The organism is Candidatus Binataceae bacterium, assembly GCA_035500095.1.
GTDB lineage: Bacteria > Desulfobacterota > Binatia > Binatales > Binataceae > JAKAVN01.
Genome location: DATJXN010000029.1, coordinates 18715 through 37512 on the forward strand (window position 1 = coordinate 18715; position 18798 = coordinate 37512).

General features: G+C 63.6%; 16 protein-coding genes. 7 read left to right on the forward strand and 9 right to left on the reverse strand.

Annotation, left to right across the window (positions count from 1 at the left end; translation table 11 throughout):
• Window positions 1–9: 9 nt before the first annotated feature.
• From coxB to VMI09_04015, 6 genes are read right to left on the reverse strand one after another with little or no spacing between them, the layout of a single operon-like run.
• Complete coding sequence (coxB, locus tag VMI09_03990) at window positions 10–1053, reverse strand: cytochrome c oxidase subunit II (protein ID HTQ23831.1); 1044 nt, start codon at window positions 1051–1053, stop codon at window positions 10–12.
• The gene (locus tag VMI09_03995) at window positions 1053–2264 is read right to left on the reverse strand and encodes a hypothetical protein (protein ID HTQ23832.1); all 1212 of its coding nucleotides are present in this window, start codon (window positions 2262–2264) and stop codon (window positions 1053–1055) included. Before VMI09_03995 ends, coxB begins: the two co-directional genes overlap by 1 nt.
• Before the next feature lie 41 nt (window positions 2265–2305).
• A complete protein-coding gene (locus VMI09_04000) occupies window positions 2306–2821 on the reverse strand; it encodes a DUF3341 domain-containing protein (protein HTQ23833.1) in 516 nt (171 codons plus the stop codon).
• Window positions 2818–4179: an NrfD/PsrC family molybdoenzyme membrane anchor subunit gene (gene nrfD, locus VMI09_04005; protein ID HTQ23834.1), complete on the reverse strand. Its 1362-nt coding sequence runs from the start codon at window positions 4177–4179 to the stop codon at window positions 2818–2820. The genes VMI09_04000 and nrfD overlap by 4 nt, the downstream gene beginning before the upstream one ends.
• Complete coding sequence (locus tag VMI09_04010) at window positions 4180–7095, reverse strand: molybdopterin-dependent oxidoreductase (protein ID HTQ23835.1); 2916 nt, start codon at window positions 7093–7095, stop codon at window positions 4180–4182.
• Between the two features lie 23 nt (window positions 7096–7118).
• Window positions 7119–7643, reverse strand: a complete 525-nt coding sequence (locus tag VMI09_04015) for a cytochrome c3 family protein (protein ID HTQ23836.1) — start codon at window positions 7641–7643, stop codon at window positions 7119–7121.
• A gap of 451 nt (window positions 7644–8094) precedes the next feature.
• Here VMI09_04015 and VMI09_04020 point away from each other — a divergent pair, with 451 nt between their 5' ends.
• Genes VMI09_04020 through fsa form a run of 3 tightly spaced genes read left to right on the forward strand, consistent with a single transcriptional unit; the run spans window position 8095 to window position 10481 of the window.
• On the forward strand, window positions 8095–9261 hold the full coding sequence (locus VMI09_04020; GenBank protein ID HTQ23837.1) for an LL-diaminopimelate aminotransferase: 1167 nt from the start codon (window positions 8095–8097) through the stop codon (window positions 9259–9261).
• A 9-nt stretch (window positions 9262–9270) separates the two neighbouring features.
• Window positions 9271–9834: a 2-amino-4-hydroxy-6-hydroxymethyldihydropteridine diphosphokinase gene (gene folK, locus VMI09_04025; GenBank protein ID HTQ23838.1), complete on the forward strand. Its 564-nt coding sequence runs from the start codon at window positions 9271–9273 to the stop codon at window positions 9832–9834.
• Window positions 9831–10481, forward strand: coding sequence for a fructose-6-phosphate aldolase (fsa, locus tag VMI09_04030; GenBank protein ID HTQ23839.1), 651 nt, complete (start codon window positions 9831–9833; stop codon window positions 10479–10481). Before folK ends, fsa begins: the two co-directional genes overlap by 4 nt.
• A 44-nt stretch (window positions 10482–10525) precedes the next feature.
• On the opposite strand, the gene VMI09_04035 is transcribed toward fsa, so the two are convergent.
• Together VMI09_04035 and VMI09_04040 are read right to left on the reverse strand one after the other, a co-directional pair.
• On the reverse strand, window positions 10526–12040 hold the full coding sequence (locus tag VMI09_04035) for an amidase (protein HTQ23840.1): 1515 nt from the start codon (window positions 12038–12040) through the stop codon (window positions 10526–10528).
• A gap of 29 nt (window positions 12041–12069) precedes the next feature.
• On the reverse strand, window positions 12070–12744 hold the full coding sequence (locus VMI09_04040; protein ID HTQ23841.1) for a cupin domain-containing protein: 675 nt from the start codon (window positions 12742–12744) through the stop codon (window positions 12070–12072).
• A gap of 264 nt (window positions 12745–13008) precedes the next feature.
• Here VMI09_04040 and VMI09_04045 point away from each other — a divergent pair, with 264 nt between their 5' ends.
• A complete protein-coding gene (locus VMI09_04045; protein HTQ23842.1) occupies window positions 13009–13737 on the forward strand; it encodes an MBL fold metallo-hydrolase in 729 nt (242 codons plus the stop codon).
• 50 nt (window positions 13738–13787) lie between these two features.
• Here the strand turns inward: VMI09_04045 and VMI09_04050 are convergent, their stop codons facing one another.
• Complete coding sequence (locus VMI09_04050; GenBank protein HTQ23843.1) at window positions 13788–15059, reverse strand: CoA transferase; 1272 nt, start codon at window positions 15057–15059, stop codon at window positions 13788–13790.
• A 255-nt stretch (window positions 15060–15314) separates the two neighbouring features.
• On the opposite strand from VMI09_04050, the gene VMI09_04055 reads away from it, so the two are divergent.
• From VMI09_04055 to dnaK, 3 genes are all read left to right on the forward strand, one after another.
• Window positions 15315–15656, forward strand: a complete 342-nt coding sequence (locus tag VMI09_04055; protein HTQ23844.1) for a hypothetical protein — start codon at window positions 15315–15317, stop codon at window positions 15654–15656.
• A 349-nt stretch (window positions 15657–16005) separates the two neighbouring features.
• Window positions 16006–16698, forward strand: a complete 693-nt coding sequence (gene grpE, locus VMI09_04060) for a nucleotide exchange factor GrpE (GenBank protein ID HTQ23845.1) — start codon at window positions 16006–16008, stop codon at window positions 16696–16698.
• Window positions 16699–16755: 57 nt separating this feature from the next.
• A complete protein-coding gene (gene dnaK / locus VMI09_04065) occupies window positions 16756–18708 on the forward strand; it encodes a molecular chaperone DnaK (GenBank protein ID HTQ23846.1) in 1953 nt (650 codons plus the stop codon).
• Window positions 18709–18798 lie beyond the last annotated feature (90 nt).

Consider the following 18798-nt stretch of genomic DNA (forward strand, 5'->3'; position numbering starts at 1 on the left):
GCCCTCTACCTACTTGAGGCTCTCGAGATAAGCGACCAGGTCGTCGAGGTCCTTGCCGTGCACGCCGAGCTTGGGCATGTACGCGCCCGGCTTCACCCCGTCCGGATCCTGAATCCACTTCGCCAGATTCTCCGGCGTGTTTTCCAAAATACTGCCTGCGATCGTCGCGCGCGAGCCGAAATGGGTCAGATCAGGCCCCTTGAAGGTACCCTTATACTCCGGAGAAAAGCCCGAGAGGCCCTTGACCCGATGGCAGATCGCGCACGGCGCATTGGCGAAAATCACCGCGCCCGCCGCAGCAGACCCGCCCGACGGCGTCGCCGGGGGCGATTGCTGGTGCTTGACCCACTGATCGAAGTCGTCCTTGCTTTGGACGAAGGCGCGCAGGCGCATGTTGGCATGCGAATCGCCGCAGAACTCCACGCACTGTCCGTAGAACATCCCTAGTTGGTCGGGCGTGTATGTGATCGAATTGACCTGGCCGGGCACGACGTCGCGCTTGCCGCCCAGCGTGGGGACCCAGAAGCTGTGGATGATATCCGCCGACTGCATCGAGAAATGCACCATGCGGCCCGCCTGCAGATGCACTTCGTCGGCGGTGTCGATGCCGTACTCCGGATACTGGAATTCCCACCACCATTGATGCGCGATCACGTTGATGGTCAGCGCGTCTTTGGGCCAATGATCGGGCTGCGTCGCCCAGATGGCGCGAACGGTCGGCACCGTGATGGCGACCAGGATGAGGGCGGGAATCGCGGTCCAGGCGACTTCCAGCCGGATATCCGAAGTGACGTTGGACGGCTCACCCGGCTCGCCGACGCGCGTCGAGAACCAGAACAGCGCGAGGAACATCACCACGGCCACCAGCACCATGATGAGGAAGTCGATCCAGTTGACGAAGACGTAAATCCCGTGGATTCGCCGCGCGAAGTCGGACCCGTTGCTCAGCGTGTCCATCGGGTAGTTCGGTGCGCAACCCGAAATCGCGGCCAGGAGCGCCATCAGGACGCTCGCGAGCGAAGCCCTGTTGAGAAAACGAACCGGCGGCTTCATCAGTGCGATTCTCCGATCGGCTCCATCGCGGCCGCCGATGCCATTTTCAAGCCGGGATACGAACATAGCCAAAAAGCGCCAAGGAATCCGGCCGTGACCAGGATTTCGACCCACCCCAACGGAACCGTCCGCGGCGAGAGCGAGGGCACGATCAAGATGTAGTTTTCGCACCAGATGCCGACTGCCCCGAGCAATGTCACCGTGCCCAAAATGACCGGCGTTTTCTTGGGCCGGATACCGAGCAGGACGACGAACGGAATCGCCCACACCAGGCAGACGACCCCCCACGACATATACGCCCACGGCACGTAGTGTGCGCGCACCGCAATAAAGAACGTCTCCATCGGAATGTCGGCGTACCAGATAACGATATACTGCGCGAACAGCGTGTAGAACCAGAACACCGAAAAGGCGAACACCATCAGGCCCAAATCGCGCATGATGCGGCCCTCGGTGTAGATATTTCCCGGCCCCAGCACGCGCCGCAGACAGACCGCCGCAAACGCCATCGTCACCACTCCGCTCCAGAAGGCGCCGGCGAAATACCACCAGCCGAACAGCGTCGAGTGCCACAGCGGTGACAGCGACATCACGAGGTCGAAGGACAGCAGCGAGTAAACCAGGCCGAAGCAGATGGCCACCGCGGGCGCGAGCCGGCGGATGGCGGGCGGGGGCATCGCGATGTTGGCCGAGGTCGCCGCCCATTGACGGGCTTCCTCGCCGCGCGAGGCCGCAAGGAACTTCAAGTCGATCCAGGTCATCACCGCGAGCGCCAGACCGTCGCGCAGGAAGAGGAAGGGAGCGTTCAGCCAGGCCGCCTTGGCGGCAATTGGATGCCGAATCCAGGGGAAGATCAGTTCGCGGCCGAAGAACAGAAACCAGAACAGGATAAAGCCGGGAATCAGGAAGCCGCTGAAGGCTTCGGCCAGGCGATAGTGCGCGCGCCCGGCCCATCGTCCCTGCGTCAGGTAGAAGGCGGCCGAGGCGGTCACGCCGCCCTGCGCGATTCCGAGAAAGAACAGCAGGTTGACCAGGAACGCCTCCCAGGCGCGCTGAGCGAGCCCCTGGGTGAGCGCGATGGCGAAGGCGACGAGGCCCAGCGCTATCAGCGCATAGGCGATTGTAGTCAGCGGCTGCGCCGGCAGGTTGGCCGCCGGGGGCGTTCCCGAAGCGCCGGAGTGATGCGAAGCGGTACCAGAATTGGGGCTCATCGTTATTCCAGACTCGTGATTCCAGTGCTGGACGGCGTCGGTCAAGCCGCCTCGCGCGTTATCTCCTGAGCGCCGGCCTCGCGCAGCATCGATTCGAAGCGCTGCGCGTCGGTCTCTGCGCATCGCACCACCAGGCCGAACTCGTCGCTCGAAAAGCGCGGACGATACCCGCTCAGCGGTTCGAAGCTCGGCAAGTTGGCGAGCAGCACCCAGCTTGTGAGCGCCGAGATGCCGCCGAACAGCACCATCAGTTCAAATGCGATTATCATGTATGGCGGAATCGAGGCGATCGGCTTGCCGCCGGTGACCAGGTTCCACTCGAGCGAGGTCCCGATGGTCATCACGAAGGCCGTGACGATCCCGGTGATTCCGCCGAGCAGCACGAACCAGCGCACGAAACTCGACCGTTTGTAGATGGCCTTGTTGAGGTGCTCACTCGGGATCGGCGAGAAGACGCGAAACTGCGTATCCGCAGCCTGCAGCTGCTCGATGCAGTGGATCAGCCGCTCCTCGTCGGTGTAGGCGAACGCTCCGACCAATTCGACTTCTGCGCTCATGCTGCCTTGGCGTATCCCTGGCGCAGCGCCTGCTTCAGCCAGGTAATGCCCTCCTTCAATTCGGTCATCGAAACGATCGGCATGAATCGCGCGAACAACGAGAACAGCATGATGAACCACGCGAAGGCGCCGACGGTGATTCCCATCTCGGTGAGCGACGGATGCCAGAAGCGCCAGGTGCTGGGCTCGAAGTTGGTCGCGAGCGAGCCGGCGATGATCACGAAGCGCTCGAACCACATCCCGATGTTGACGAAGATCGTGATTATGAACAACGGAACGGGACTGATCCGGATGTGCGGAGAGAACAGGAACAGCGGGATCAGGCAATTGCACAGCACCATCACCCAAAACATCCATCCCCACGGCCCGAAATAGCGCATATGGAAGGTCATCAGCTCGATCGGGTCCTGGCTGTACCAGGCCATGAACGACTCGACGATGTACGAATAGCTGACGACCAGCGACGTCAGCAAAACGACCTTGGCCAGGTTGTCCAGATGCCACGGCGTGATCAGGTCTTCGAGACCCATCACCCAGCGCATCGGGATGAGCAGCGTCAGCACCAGCGCCACGCCTGAAAAGATCGCGCCAGCGACGAAATACGGAGCGAAGATCGTGCTGTGCCAGCCTGGCAACTGCGCCATCGCGAAATCCCAGCTGACCACGCTGTGCACCGAGAGCACGAGCGGCGTCGCCAGACCCGCGAGCAGCAGGTAGGCCATCGAGAAGTGCCGCCACTGGCGATCGCTCCCCTGCCATCCGATCGCCACGATCGAATAGAGCTGTTTGCGCCAGCCCGTCGCCACGTCGCGCGCGTTGGCCACGTCCGGGATGAGGCCGGTGAACCAGAACAGCGCGCTGATCGTGAGATAGGTGCTGATCGCGAAGAAGTCCCACGTTAGCGGCGAGCGGAAGTCGGGCTGCAGGAAGCGCTCGTTGGGATACGGCGCGAGCCAGTAGAAGAACCACGGGCGCCCGAGATGGATGACCGGAAAGAGACCGGCGGTCGCAACCGCGAAGATCGTCATCGTCTCGGCGGCGCGATAAACCGCTGTGCGCCAGCGCGTGCGGAACAGGTAAAGGATGGCCGAGATCAGGGTGCCGGAGTGTGCGATACCGACCCAGAAGACGAAGTTGGTGATATACACCGCCCACATCACCGGGTCGCCGAGGCCCGTGACATGCAGGCCGTTGTAGATCTGGTTGGTCCATAGCCCGCCGCCGATCAGAGTCAGGGTCAGGAGGAACCCGATCCAGACCCAGTACCGCAGGCCGGGCGGCTCCAGGATCGCGTGGACGCTGCGGTCGATATCCGCAAACGTCGGATCCAGGTTGATGTCATTCACTGCGGCAGCCACTTACGCTTTTCCTTTCGTCTGATAGATATCGCGCAGATAGGTCACGTTGGGTCCGACGTTGATCTCTTCGAGGACCAGGTAGCGGCGAAGCTTGTTGTTGACGCGCCGCTGCATCATCGCGCTCTGCGGATCGTTCTCGTCGCCGAAAGTCATCGCCTTGGACGGACAGGCCTGCACGCAGGCCGGCTGAATTTCGCCGTCGCGGACCGGACGCTTTTCGATGAGCGCGTTGAGCTCCGCGTACGTGATGCGCTGGATGCAGAACGAGCACTTCTCCATCACCCCCGCGCCGCGCACTCCGACGTCGGGATTGAGCTGCAGGTTGAGCGGCTCCTCCCACTCGGGCAGCGACCAGTTGAAACGCCGCACCTTGTACGGACAGTTGTTGTTGCAATAGCGCGTGCCGACGCAGCGGTTGTAAATCTGCTGGTTGAGTCCTTCCTTGGTGTGCGCGGAGGCGAAAACCGGGCATACCGGTTCGCAAGGCGCGCGGTCGCACTGCTGGCAGAGCATCGGCGTGACTTGCATGAGGGGCGCCTCGTCCGCCTTTTCCTTGGGCGGGAAATAGCGCTCCACCCGGATCCACGACATGATGCGGCCGCGTTCGACGTCGTCCTTGCCGACCACGTGCAGATTGTTTTCCGCATAACACGCCGCGACGCACGCGCTGCATCCGGTGCACGCGTTCGTATCGACGGTCATCGCCCATTTGTGCACGGGGTAATCGAACGGCGCGTACAGTTCGTAGGGCTGCGGCGGCTTGGGTTCGTCCGACGGCGGCAGCACGCCCTTGGCGAGATCGTCGATACTGATGGTCTGGACGATGCCGCGCTCCATCTGGTCGGCCCTGAAGAGCGGCGAGACCAGCTTGCGTACGTCGCCGGTCGGACGCGCCTTGACGGCGACCGCCAGGCTCCACTGCGGCAGCACCGACCAGACGTTCGCGCCCTTGCCGTTGGCGTAGCGTCCGTAAGCGGTATGGCCCTGACCGGTCGGCACTGCGAGCACACCCGGCCGGACGTGCTCGGAGACCAGCGCGGGCACGGAGATCGTTCCGGCCTCTGAGGTCAGCTCGAGGATTCCATTTTGCGAAATGCCGAGGCTGCGCGCGGTGTCCGGATGTATCTGCACCCAGGAATCCCAGACGATCTGTTCGACCGGCTCGGGAATCTCCTGGAGCCACGGTTGGTTGGCGCCACGGCCGTCATAGAAAAAGATGTGCGGCACGGCGAAAAGCGTGAGGCCCGTCGCCGCCTGGGGCGCAGGTGCGCTCGTTTCGAGCGCCTTGCTGTCGAGTTTGACCCCGGCCGCCTTTGCCTCTGAATAGTAACCGCCGGAGCGGCGCGCCTTCTCCCAGAATTCGTCAAAGGCGCCGCCGTTGGCCTTGGCAAGGTCCTGCCATGCAGCGTTGACCGCGTCGGCCATGTTCTCCCACGGTACCTTGTCGGCCGTCGCGCCGCCGGCACGAGCCGAGGCCAGCAGCACGTCGCCGAGCGGCCGCGAGTCGAACACCCGCGCCATCACGGGCTGCCCAAGGCCGCGCACGCCCGCCCGCGGCTCGAGGTCGAACCACGTCTCCAGCGCGTGGTCGATCGGGAGGAGCAGATGAGCCGCAGCAGCGGTCTCGTCGGGTACGGTTCCCAGCCAGGCGACGAAACCTACCTTGCCGAGCGCCTGGCTGAATTTCTGCGCGACCGGCATCGTGAACATCGGATTGCCGCCCGCGATTACCAGCGCGTCGACCTCCCCCGCCGCCATCGCCTTGACCAGCGCCGAGATATCCTCGGGCGAACTGGGAGCCGCCGGCGCGCCGTCGGCGAAGACCACGGTCTTGCCGACGTTTCCGGTTACCGCGTTGAGGATGGCGACCGCGTTGTGCAGCGCCGGGTCGTCGGTGCCAGCCATCGCGACGGCGCTCTCCGACTGCCCGAACGCCTCGCCCATCCGCATGATCGCTTCGGCCGAGACGCCGGTCTTCTGCGCCACGCTTGCGGGGTCGAAATCCGCGGTCAGCTTGCGCAGCGCGTCGAGGTCGACGCCGGAGTTGCGCGACACCCATCCCTGCTTGACCAGCACGTTGAGCACGCTCATCGCGATGGCGGCTTCGTCCCCCGGCGCCGTGGGGACCCATTCGTCGCACTTGGCTGCCGTCATGGTCATCGCAGGGCCGACGTAGGTGGCGCGCGCCAGGGTCAACTGCCCGCGGCGCTGTTTGGGGGTGCGGAAAGCGGCATACTGGCGATGGAACTCGACGGGCGAGCCCCAAGTGCTCAGGAAGTCCGCGCCGAACGAGATAAGCGCGTCGGCTTGGTCGATACGGTAGATAGGCAGATCGTCACGCCCGAAACTGGCCTTGGCCGCGGCGCGCGCCGCATTGTCCGCGAGCCGCTGGTAGGTCACCATCCGGGTCGAATTGTAGGCTGCGAGCCAAACTTGCGCGATTTTGCTCTGGGTCGGGCCCAGCGGTCCGCTGATAAATGCGACGCGGTCCTTGCCCGCCTTGGCAGCGCTGGCAAGCCGCTCGTTGAAGCCCTTTAGCGATTCATCCCATCCGACCGCCTCGAAGGATCCGCCCTGCGCGCGACGCTGAGGCCTGGACAGACGGTCGGGATTGTAGACTTCCTGCAGCCCGGCCTGGCCGCGAGCGCAAGTCGACCCCTGGCTTATGGGATCGGCGGGGTTGCCCTCCAACTTGATCACCCGGCCCTCGCGCACTCGCGCGACCAGGCCGCAGCCGGCAGGACACTCGGTGCATACCGTCGCGTAGAAGGTCGGCATGCCGGGAATCACATTTTCGTCGGGGACGACGTACGGAATCAGGTTGCGGGCGGCCGGCTCGCATCCCGGTATCGCCGCCGCTGCTCCGGCGGTGGCGGCGAGCTTGATAAACGACCGCCTGGACAAGCCCTCTGACATTTGGATAGTCCCCTCTCGCTCCTCTAGTGGTGGCAGACGTAGCAGTCCTGGGTGGCTCCGCGCTTGGTATGACAATCGAGGCAGAACCCCATGTTGATCTCGTGCACGGGCTGTATCCGTTCCATCGTCTCGACCGGACCGTGGCAGGTCTGGCAGGCGACGCCCGCATTGATATGGGGCCGATGGGTAAAGCGCACGAAATCGGGCAGGGTGTAGACGCGGTTCCAGCGAATTTCGAAATTGGACTGCGTGTTATCGGTCCACGGACGAGTCACCGGCAGCAATCCGCCGCTCTTCTGGCTGCCGTGGCATCCGACGCAGCGCTGCACGGGCGGCACGCCCGAAGTCGAGGAGCGCCGCGCATATTCATGACAGTACTGGCAGGGAATCTTGTTGACCCCGGCATGGATGCGGTGGCTGAAGGGAATCGGCTGCTGGACGTCGTAACGGGGAGCCCACGGCCGCTGCGAGAAGGCAATCGTGCTGACCCCGGCAGCGAACATCACCAGCGCAAGCGTAAGCAAAGTGCGGTTCAAATTCAGATTCATTTCAGATCCGGTGGTAAAACGCTCCCCCCAGTCCCGCTCGCAACGCAGCTGCACGGCCGCGATGCGTGCCGGATACTATCGCGTGCGCGGCTGCATCCTCGCACGCGAGGTCAACCGGCCTGGCCGCGCATATATCTTGAGCTCTCAGGTCTCATGCAAGCCGGAAGTTCAAAACCGCAAACGGCAAGATAACTAACATTGCTGGGTACGTTCGGCAAGAGAAAGTAATAACCGAAAAAGAAATTTAGGTTTGCATGCTGACCTGACACTCGATAGGCGCAAGACGCCCCCGTTTTCGCCACTTGCGGCGTCAGGCGGTGATTTATTTGTCCGACAAGGTTGCCCACAGGGGCGGCTGCCAGGCTGTGGGCACCTGCGCCGGCCGATGTTTGTGCGCCGACCCAAGTGTGGTAAAAAGGGTACGATCTGAATCCGGAGACCGCTCACCAAGGTGCAGATAAAGCCCGCCGCCAGAATCGGACTGCTGCCTCCGTATCTATTCGCCGAACTCGACCGTCTGAAAAAAGAGGTCCAACAACGGGGCGTCGACGTGATCAGCCTCGGCATCGGCGATCCCGACCTGCCGACGCCTGACCACATCATCGCGCGCTTACAGGCCGCCGCAGCCGATCCGGTCAACCATCGCTATCCCGACTACGAGGGACTCGAGCGCTTTCGCGCCGCGGCCGCCGGATGGTACCGGCGCCGCTTCGAGGTGCGGCTCGATCCCGCCCGCGAGGTTTGCGCGCTGCTCGGCTCCAAGGAAGGAATCGCCAATTTTCCCACGGCGGTGGTCGATCCGGGCGATATCGTGCTGATTCCGGATCCGGGCTACCCGGTTTATTATTCAGGATGCGTGTTCAATGGCGGCGAGCCCTACTTCATGGGGCTCAGCAAGCAGAACGCCTTCCTGCCGGACCTGGCAGCGATTCCGGCCGAGGTCGCGCGCCGGGCCAAGCTGATGTGGATCAACTACCCGAACAATCCGACCGCCGCGACCGCCGAGCGCTCGTTTCTGAAGGATGCGGTGGATTTCTGCCTCAAGCACGACATCATCCTCGCCCACGACTTCGCCTACTCCGAAATCGCCTTTGACGGCTATCGCGCGCCGAGCGTGCTCGAAATCGACGGCGCGCGCGACTGCGCGGTCGAGTTCCATTCGCTCTCCAAGACCTATTCGATGACCGGATGGCGGGTGGGATTCGTGGTCGGCAATGCGGCGGCGGTGGGGGCGCTCGGCCGGGTCAAGACCAATATCGACTCGGGCGTCTTTCAGGCCGTGCAGGAGGCGGCGATCGCCGCGCTCGAGGGCGGCGAGGAGACGCTGCACGAGTACTGCGCCATCTACCAGCAACGGCGCGACCTGATGGTCGATGCGGTGCGGGGCCTGGGGCTCGAATGCGCCAAGCCGCGCGCGACCTTTTATCTCTGGGCCGAGGTTCCCAAGGGCTACACCTCGGTTTCGTTTACCGAGCGCTTGATCGAGGAAACGGGCGTGGTGATAACGCCAGGCTCGGGATTCGGCAAGGGTGGCGAGGGCTTCGTTCGCTTTTCGTTGACGGTGGCGAACGATCGGTTGAAAGAGGCTGTGGATCGAATCAAGGCGCTGCGGTTTTAGACGGAGAGGATGCCCCATCGGGCTTTCATCGGTTTAGGTACCAATCTCGGCGACAGGGCGGCCAATTATCGCGAGGCCGTTCAGCGCATCGCCGCACTGCCCACGACGCGGGTGGTCCGCCAATCCTCGGTCTATGAAACCGAGCCCGTCGGCGACATCAAGGGCGCGTTCATCAACGGCGTGGTCGAAGTCGAGACCGAGCTTGCGCCCGACGCGATAATGCGCCGGCTGCTCGCGATCGAACGCCTGATGGGGCGCAAGCGCGTGCGCGGCAAGAAGCCCGCGTCGAGCCGGGCCAAGTACCGTCCGCGGATTATCGATCTCGACTTGCTTTTTTTCGACAACGAGATTATCGACACCCGCACGCTCAAGGTGCCGCATCCGCGGCTGCACGAGCGCCGTTTCGTGCTCGCCCCGATGAGCGAGCTTGCGCCCGCGCTGATCCATCCGAAGCTCAATGCTTCGATTTCGGAAATGCTCGCCGCGCTCAAATCACCGTATCGGGTTACGCTGGCGCGGGCGGACCTGCTCAGGGCGCCGTCCGCCGTTGGGGGAGGGGTGGCTTCGCGATGAAATTCTTTATCGATACGGCCGATGTCAACGAGGTCCGCGAGGCCGCAACCTGGGGTCTGGTCGATGGCGTCACCACCAACCCAAGCCTCATCGCCAAGACCGGCCGACCCTACGCCGATGTTCTGCGCGAGATCTGCGAGGCGGTGGACGGCCCGGTGAGCGCCGAAGTCGTGGCGACCGAGGCGCCGGCGATGCTCGAGGAGGGCGAGCGGCTTGCGCGCCTGCATCCCAACATCGTGGTGAAATGCCCGCTCATCATCGAGGGGCTGAAGGCGACGCGCGCGCTCAGCAATCGCGGGATCAGAGTCAACGTGACGCTGGTTTTCAGTCCGCTGCAGGGGCTCGCGGCGGCGAAGTGCGGCGCGACCTATCTTTCGCCGTTCGTCGGCCGCCTCGACGACATCGGCCACGACGGCATCGCGATGATCGATCAACTGGTGCGCATCCTGCGCAATTACGGCTACCCGACGCAGGTGCTGGTGGCCTCGATTCGCACGCCGACCCATCTGCTGCGCGCGGCCGAGATGGGCGCGCACGTCGCGACCTTGCCCTTTGCGGTGATGAAGCAGATCGTGCATCATCCGCTGACCGACATCGGGCTGGAAAAATTTCTCGCCGACTGGCGCGCCACCAAGCAGAAGATCTGACCGTACAACGCTGCAGCGGCTTTCGCCTCATGGCGCCGCTGCGGTCAGTCAGGTGAAAGTTCGCTAGGCCGTCGTATCTCCGGGGCCTTGCGATGGTGTGTGACCTGTTCGAATGCGAATGCCAGTCTGAACAGATCCGGCTCATGATAAGGATACGTGACCAGTTCCATTCCTACGGGGATGCCCGCGCTGGTGAAGCCCACGGGCACGCACATCGACGGCATCCATGCCTGCGACGCGATGAAAGTGTTGGTCGGGAAGGCCATCGTGGGCCATTTGCCAAGCTTGATCGCGCTCTTGGTCGGCGGCAGGACCTGAACGCACGGAAAGCACATCGCAGTCAGCCCGCTTTGCGCGAGCAGGTTGACGACGTCGCGCTGGAAATCCTCGCGCGCCGCCAGCTTGCGAAAATATGTCGGGTCGTCCGCGGGATGCGCCGGGCCCTGCACGATCATCTCGAACAGATCGAGCATGGGATGGTACTTCTTTGCCGCATGTATGCTGCCGACGGTGCGGTAGCGCAGTCCCGGCCGCGCCCCGAGGAACTGGTCGATATCGTGCCGCGAATGCAAGAGATATAGCGACGTTTCGAGGATACGCTCCGTCAGGTTGGGTATGGCGATCTCGGTGAACTCGGCCCCCGACTCCTCCATCTTTTTGATTGCGGCCCTGACCAATGCGTTCACTTGGGCAGCGTCCTCTTCGGTCTCGCTTCCGAACGCCTGCGTCAGAACGCCAATCCTTGCGCCCGTCAGGCCGTCGCGATCGAGATGCCGGCTATAGCTTCCCGTGTGCCCGGCGATCGCGTAGGCCGACGTGTACGGATCCTTGGGATCGTATCCCGCCAGCGCGTCGAGCAGCAGCGCGGCATCGGTCACCGTGCGCGTCATCGGACCGGCGGTATCCTGGAAAACGACCAGGGGCGACATGCCGGTTCGGCTGATCAAGCCGGGTGTGACGCGGAGGCCAAAGAGGTTATTGAAACTGGCCGGCACGCGGATTGAGCCGCCCGTGTCCTCGCCGATTCCGACCGTGCCCAGGTTTGCCGCCACGGCCGCGCCTGTTCCGCTGCTCGAACCACCCGGATCACGGTCCAGGGCGTAGGGATTTTTGGTCTCGCCGCTCTTGGAAGAAAAGCCGAACCAGGAAGTCGCAAAGTCCGGCATTGCGGATTTCGCCAGGACGATCGCTCCGGCCTGCTTCAGCCTGGCGATCGCGGTCGCGTCGTGCTGCGGGATATAGCCGTCCAGTGCGATCGAGCCGAATGTCGTGACGATACCCTTGGTCTCGGCCTGATCTTTGACGACGACGGGAATGCCGTGCAGCGGCCCGGTAAGCGTCCCCGCGCGCGAATGGAGCTCGTCGAGCCGATCCGCTTCGGCAAGGGCGTTGTGGTTGACGGTCACGATCGAATTGAGCGCCGGCCCCTTGCGGTCAAACATCTCGATCCGGTCGAGGTAGAGTTGGACGAGCTGCCGGCAGGTAAGCACCCGCCGGCGAAACGCCTGATGGATATCGGCGATCGTCGCTTCTTCGAGTTTGAATGCTTCGTCAGCCATGCCGCGTGGCCCTCGGACGACGCCGTGCCCTAGACCATCTCGATTCCGCCCCACAGGAACAAGAGCACGATAGCGCCGTTCCTGCTGCTCACGTTGTGCGTGCAGCCGTTGGGCCGGAAGCTCGTGTTGCCGGTCGCCACTTCGCCGCTCTCGTCCGCGAGCGAGCCTTCCACGACGTAAATCAATTCCTCGCCGACGTGGCGATGGCGCGGAATCGCGGCGCCGGGCTCGAAGAGCGCCAGCGCAGCGCGGCGGTTGGCCGCCTTGTCCTCCCAGATGGGCTTCTGACGCACGCCGGGGAGCGTATCGCGCCAGGGGATGTCGCTCACCGCGAAGATCGCCGAGCGCGGCGCGCTGCCCGTTTCCCTGGCCGGCTCGACCCCGCCGGTGATGAGGGCCAGCACGGTCGCGCCGTTCTTGCTGCTCACGGTATGCACGCATCCGTTTGGCCGGTAACCCATGTTGCCGGCGCTGACCGTGCCGGCTTCGTCCGCAATCGCGCCCTCGAGGACGTAGAGAATTTCATCCCCGACGTGCCGATGCATCGGCAGAGTCGCGCCCGGCTCGAAACGGGCCAGCGCGGCGCGGCGTTGGGTGGCGGGGTCGGCCCACAGCTCCTTCTGCCTTAGCCCCGCAAGCGTGTCGTGCCGTTTCCACTCGATATCCGTGACCGCGATCATCCGTGAAGCCGGGCTTTCGGCCATAACAGGTCCTCCGTGTCTCGACGCAGATTTTCCTCCGCGTCCTGACGTTCGATGGGCGGCCGGCGGCGGCCGCCCGTCGCGTTTCACCGTTGGGTCAAACGGGGTGTATCTCCGCCCCGCCGCGCGTGTCAAACCGGCTGCGGCATGCCTATGCTGGGATTCGAGCCCGGAACGATTCGGATAGGAGATTCGGATAGACGATTCGGATAGAAGAGCGGTGACTTTCGCCGGCGCCATCCTATAGCGCGCCACACGGAGGAAAAGATGCCGATCACCAATCAGCAGTCGGGAACCAACGTCAACGAAGTGGCGGAGGGGATATACCGGATCAGCACGCCGATCGACGCGATCCCCGGCGGCTTCACTTTCAACCAGTATCTGATCGCCGGGGATGAGGCGCTGCTGTTCCACACGGGAGGGCGCGGGCTCTTCCCGCTCGTGCGCGAGGCGGTTGCCTCGGTCATTCCGCTCGGCCGCCTGCGCTATCTCGCGCTCTCACATTTCGAAGCCGACGAATGCGGCTCGCTCAACGAATGGCTCGCCGCGGCGCCCAACGCCGCTCCGCTATGCGGACGAATCGCCGCGCTGACGTCGGTCCGCGACTTTGCCGACCGTCCGCCGCGCGAGATGGCGGACGGCCAGGCCCTCTCGCTCGGAAAGCATGAGGTCAGATGGCTCGATGCGCCGCATATGCCGCACGGATGGGAATGTGGCTATTTGTTCGAGGGGCGCACGCGCACGCTCTTCTGCGGCGATCTGTTCACGCAGCCGGGCGCGAAACCGGCGCCTCTGACCGAAGGTGACATCCTCGGCCCCAGCGAGGCGTTGCGCTCCAAACTGGACTACTTCTCGCACTCGCGCAATTCGCGCGCGCTGCTCGAGCATCTCGCCGCAACCGAACCGTCAATGCTGGCATGCATGCACGGGAGCGCCTGGCGGGGCGACGGCGCCGCGCTGCTGCACGAACTCGCCGCGATTCTCGATCGCGCCTGAACGGCGCGCGCCGCCTATGATTCGCGATTGACCGGCGCGCCCGCGTCCCTTTATGACGCCCGGGCCTGCGGCTCCGCCGCGAGCGCCGGGTCGCGCACCAGCACGCCCTGGGAATAGAGCTCCCCGATACGGTCGTCGGAGATGTCGGTCAGCTCGCGCAGAACACGCTCGTTGTCTTCGCCCAAAAGCGCGGCACGGAGATCAAGCTTGTCGGGCCAGGCCGAGAACTTGACCGGCACGCCCGGGATGTCGAGTTCACCGAGGAAACGATCCTTCACCCGGCGCACGGTTTTGCGCGCACGCAGATGGGGATGCTCGACCGCCTCGTTGAGCGAGAGCACAGGCGCGCAGGCGACCCGTTCCTTGTCCAGCGCCGCCAGCGCCGCGTCGCGCGAGGCAAACCCGCCGAGCCATTCCTCGATGATCCCCTTGAGCGCGTCGTTGTTGTCGCGCCGACCGCGCGCGCTGCGAAAGCGCGGGTCGCTCGCCAGTTCCGGCTTGCCCATCGCGCGCACGAGCTGCGGCCACTGATGCGGCATCACGGCGAGAAATACGTACTGGTTGCTCTGGTAATGGAAGATTCCGGTCGGGCCGCCATTGGGATGCTGCGAGCCGCTGCGCGTGGGACGATACTTGCCGCCGCGCATCGAAACCATCGGCACGCTCGCCTCATGCATGTGGAAGTAGGTGTCGAGGATCGACGCGTCGAGGTACTGGCCCTCGCCCGTGCGCTCGCGATGGAGCAGCGCGAAGCCGACCGCCATCGCCGCCGACATCCCGGTGGACACGTCGCCAATCGCCATCGTGAAGATGGCCGGCGGGCGATCCAATTCGCCCACGCCGTCGGTGATCGCGGCGTAGGCCTGTCCCATGTAGTCGTAGCCGACCTTGTAGGCGAGCGGGCCGCTCTGTCCCAGCGCCGAGATCGAGCACATGATGATCCTAGGGTTGCGCTTGCGCAGTTCTTCGTATCCGAAGCCCATCTTCTTGATGATCCCCGGGGCGTAGTTTTCCACCACCACGTCGATCTTCGGGATCATCGAATAGATAAGCTCGCGCGCGCCGGGCTTGTTGATGTCGATCGCGAAGCTGAGCTTGCTGTGATTGTGCTGGAAGTAATAAGTGCTTTGGCTCGAGTCCTTGTACTCGGGCGCCAGCGGCTTGAGTCCGGCGGCGCGCACCCGGTCGCCGGCCGGCGCAAGTTCGACCTTGATTACCTCGGCGCCCATCTCGGCGAGCACGCGCGTGCAGGTCGGCCCGGCGACGAACTGGGTGAAATCCAGGACTCGATAGCCTTCGAGCATCCGCGGTTTATCGGGCATCGTCGCAATCCTCCTGCGTGGGCGGCCCTAGTACGTCTGCGCTCCAGGGCGGTTACGCCCACAGTACAAAAAGCCGGTCGGGCTGTAAAACCGTGGCCGAGGGGCGGTGTCGCCGCGTAATATTTGCACCTCGCACGTTTTGGGATGGCGGTGGGTAAATCCGGGTCGCCATTTCATGAGCGATGGATTCCGCGTCTCTTGGACCTTCCCGCTTGGCATCCTTGATGCTCCTCTCCTCAAGTGAGGGATACGAAAATGAGGAGCGACATCTTCCCAATAAGCCTTTCCAACGCAATCAAGACGTTGGTTTTTATCACGGGAGCGATACTTCTTCAGGGCTGCTTCTTCGGCGGCGGCGGACATCCGTATTACGCGGAACCCGCCCCTTATTACGGACCGTCGTACGCACCGCCCCACGCATACGCCTACGCCCCTGCGCCGGCCTATGGGTACGCCGCACCGCCGCGAATTGGCGATTACGATGATCATCACGCGTGGCACGACCGTGATTGGTGGGTGCAGAACAACCGTCCGTGGGTGGTGCAGCATCATCCGGACTGGGTAGCGCACGACCACGATCATGACCATCATTCGTAAAGCGCTTCCCCGGAATAGAGCGCTGCCCGGGACTGGACCTGAGGCTCGCCGGACCTGACGCTTCCGGAGACCGACCGCAGGTCTGATTGGGCGGCCGTCTGGAACCCGGCCAGGCCGGAAGATGGGGGGCTCCGAGCGGGACCAGCGCCGCCAAGCCTCGGCCCGGCCTCTTTCTTTTGCGCCCCTTGCTCCAGCGCGACATTCCGGCTGGGGACGTTGGTCAAAATTTTTAAAGAATTCCGCCACGGGGCTGTGGCATCGCCTCGAATAATGCTTATGTTTGTTCGCGTAGAGGAATCCGGAAATTTGACTGGTTCCTGCCCAGGATTATGTCGCGAAGCTACGCCAGATGAGCAAACACAAAGACGAAAAGCATCATCACCTCCACGAGCCAGGGGCCGGACACGGCCCCGGTCACGACGAGCATCACTCTGGTCAGGACGGGCATCGGAGCAGCGATCCTGCTGAACGCCCGATCGAGCTAAACGCTAACGACGCGGTTGCCGCGGGCGCGGAGGCCGAGCTTCGCGAACAAATCTCCCTCAAAGACAAGGAAATCGCCGAGCTCAAGGACAAATACCTGCGCGGCCTGGCCGAGGCTGACAACGTTCGCAAGCGGATGCGCCAGCAGAGCGAAGAAACTGTGCGTCTCCAGCGCGAAAGCCTGCTGCGCGACCTGCTGCCGATTACCGATAACCTGGAACGAGCCGTCGACGCGGCCCGCGGCGGCGGCAACGGCAAGCCAATCGTCGAAGGGGTCGAGATGGTGCTGCGCTCGCTCCTCGACTTCCTGCGCAATCAGGGCGTGGCCCCGCGCGAATCAATCGGCCAGCCTTTCGACCCGCAGTTCCACGAGGCGGTCGATCATGTCGAGAGCACCGACTATCCGCCCAACACCGTGATAAACGAGTTCCATCGCGGCTACCAGGTCGGGGACCGCATGCTGCGCCCGGCGCGCGTGTCGGTAGCCAAGGCACCGTCGCGTGGCGAGCCTCCGCCAAATAGCCGCGAAAACAAGGGCGGCAATGGCGCAAACGAATAAATCGTTTGAAAACATCGAAAGAATGATTAATTGAAGAGTTAGAGGTCGTTAAAAACCATGGCAAAAGTAATCGGCATCGATCTGGGCACCACCAACAGCTGCGTGGCAGTGATGGAAGGGGGTGATCCGGTCGTTATCGCCAACGCTGAGGGCGCCCGAACTACCCCGTCCGTCGTCGCCTTTACGGATTCAGGCGAGCGTCTGGTCGGGCAAATCGCCCGCCGTCAGGCGATCACCAATCCGACCAACACCGTGTTTGCGATAAAGCGCCTGATGGGCCGGCGCTTCGAGGACCCCGAGGTACAGAAGGCGACCAAGGTCCTTCCTTACAAGGTCGTGCGCAACGATGACGGGGCCGCCTGGGTGGAAATCCGCGGCAAGAAATACAGCCCGCCCGAGATTTCCGCGTTCATCCTGCAGAAGATGAAACAGACCGCCGAAGATTACCTCGGCGAGAAAGTCTCGGAGGCGGTTATCACAGTTCCGGCCTACTTCAACGACAGCCAGCGGCAGGCCACCAAGGATGCCGGCCGAATCGCCGGCTTGAACGTGCTCCGCATCATCAACGAGCCTACCGCGGCCTCGCTCGCGTACGGACTCGACAAGAAGAAGGACGAGAAGATCGCGGTCTTCGACCTTGGCGGCGGCACCTTTGACGTTTCGATCCTCGAGATCGGCGATGGAGTGTTCGAGGTCAAGGCAACCAACGGCGACACCTTCCTCGGCGGTGAGGACTTCGACCAGCGCGTCATCGACTACCTGGCCGACGAGTTCCGCAAGGACCAAGGCATCGACCTGCGCGCCGACCGGATGGCTCTGCAGCGGCTGAAGGAAGCCGCCGAGAAGGCCAAGATGGAGCTTTCCACGGTGATGGAGACCGATATCAATCTGCCCTTCATCACCGCCGACCAGTCCGGTCCCAAGCATCTGAACATCAAGCTCACCCGGGCCAAGCTCGAGGCGCTCTGCTCCGACCTGCTCGATCGGCTGGATCAGCCCTGCATCACCGCGCTCAAGGACGCGGGCCTGCGCGCCAGCGACATCGACGAGATCGTTTTGGTGGGCGGGATGACCCGGATGCCGGCAGTGCAGGGGCGGGTGCGCAAGCTGTTCGGCAAAGAGGGCCACAAAGGAGTCAACCCGGACGAGGTTGTGGCGATCGGCGCGGCGATTCAAGCCGGCGTGCTCAAGGGTGAGGTCAAGGACGTCCTGCTGCTCGACGTGACGCCGCTGTCGCTGGGTATCGAGACGCTGGGCGGCGTGTTCACCAAGCTTATCGAAAAGAACACGACGATCCCGACTCGCAAGAGCCAGACTTTCTCGACCGCCCAGGACAATCAGACCGCGGTCACGATCCGCGTCTTCCAGGGCGAGCGCGAGATGGCGGCCGACAATAAGCTGCTCGGCCAGTTCGACCTGATCGGCATCCCGCCGGCGCCGCGCGGCCTGCCGCAAATCGAGGTCACCTTCGACATCGACGCCAACGGTATCGTGAACGTCCACGCCAAGGACCTCGGCACCAACAAGGAGCAGTCGATCAAGATAACCGCATCCTCGGGACTGAACGAGGAAGAGATCAAGCGGATGGTGAACGAGGCCCAGCAGCATGCGGCCGACGACCATCAGCGCCGCCAGCTCGCCGAAGCGCACAACAAGCTCGACAATCTGGTTTACACCACCGAGAAGACGCTCAAGGAGAACAGCGGCGCGCTGGATGAGGCGTCGCGCAAGTCGGTCGAGGACGCGCTCGCGTCGGCCCGGCAGAAGCTGGAATCCAAAGATCTCGACGAGATCAGCCGGGCGACCGAGGCCTTGATGGCTGCGTCGCACAAGCTCGCCGAGATGATGTATAGCAAGACCCGCCAAGGCGCGGGCGCGCAGGCGGGTCCAGCGGGTGCGGCGGGCGCCGACGGCCACAGCGGAGCCGAGCATGGCGGCGGCGCGGCCCAGGGTGAGAAGGATGAGAAGAAGGAAGATGTGGTCGATGCGGACTTCAAGGAAGTGAAGTAAGCGACCCGCGGCCGCAGCGATGCAGATGAACGGACCCCGGCGCGAGCCTGAGCAACAGACCGCCGGGGTCCGCTTACTTTCAGAGGCGTT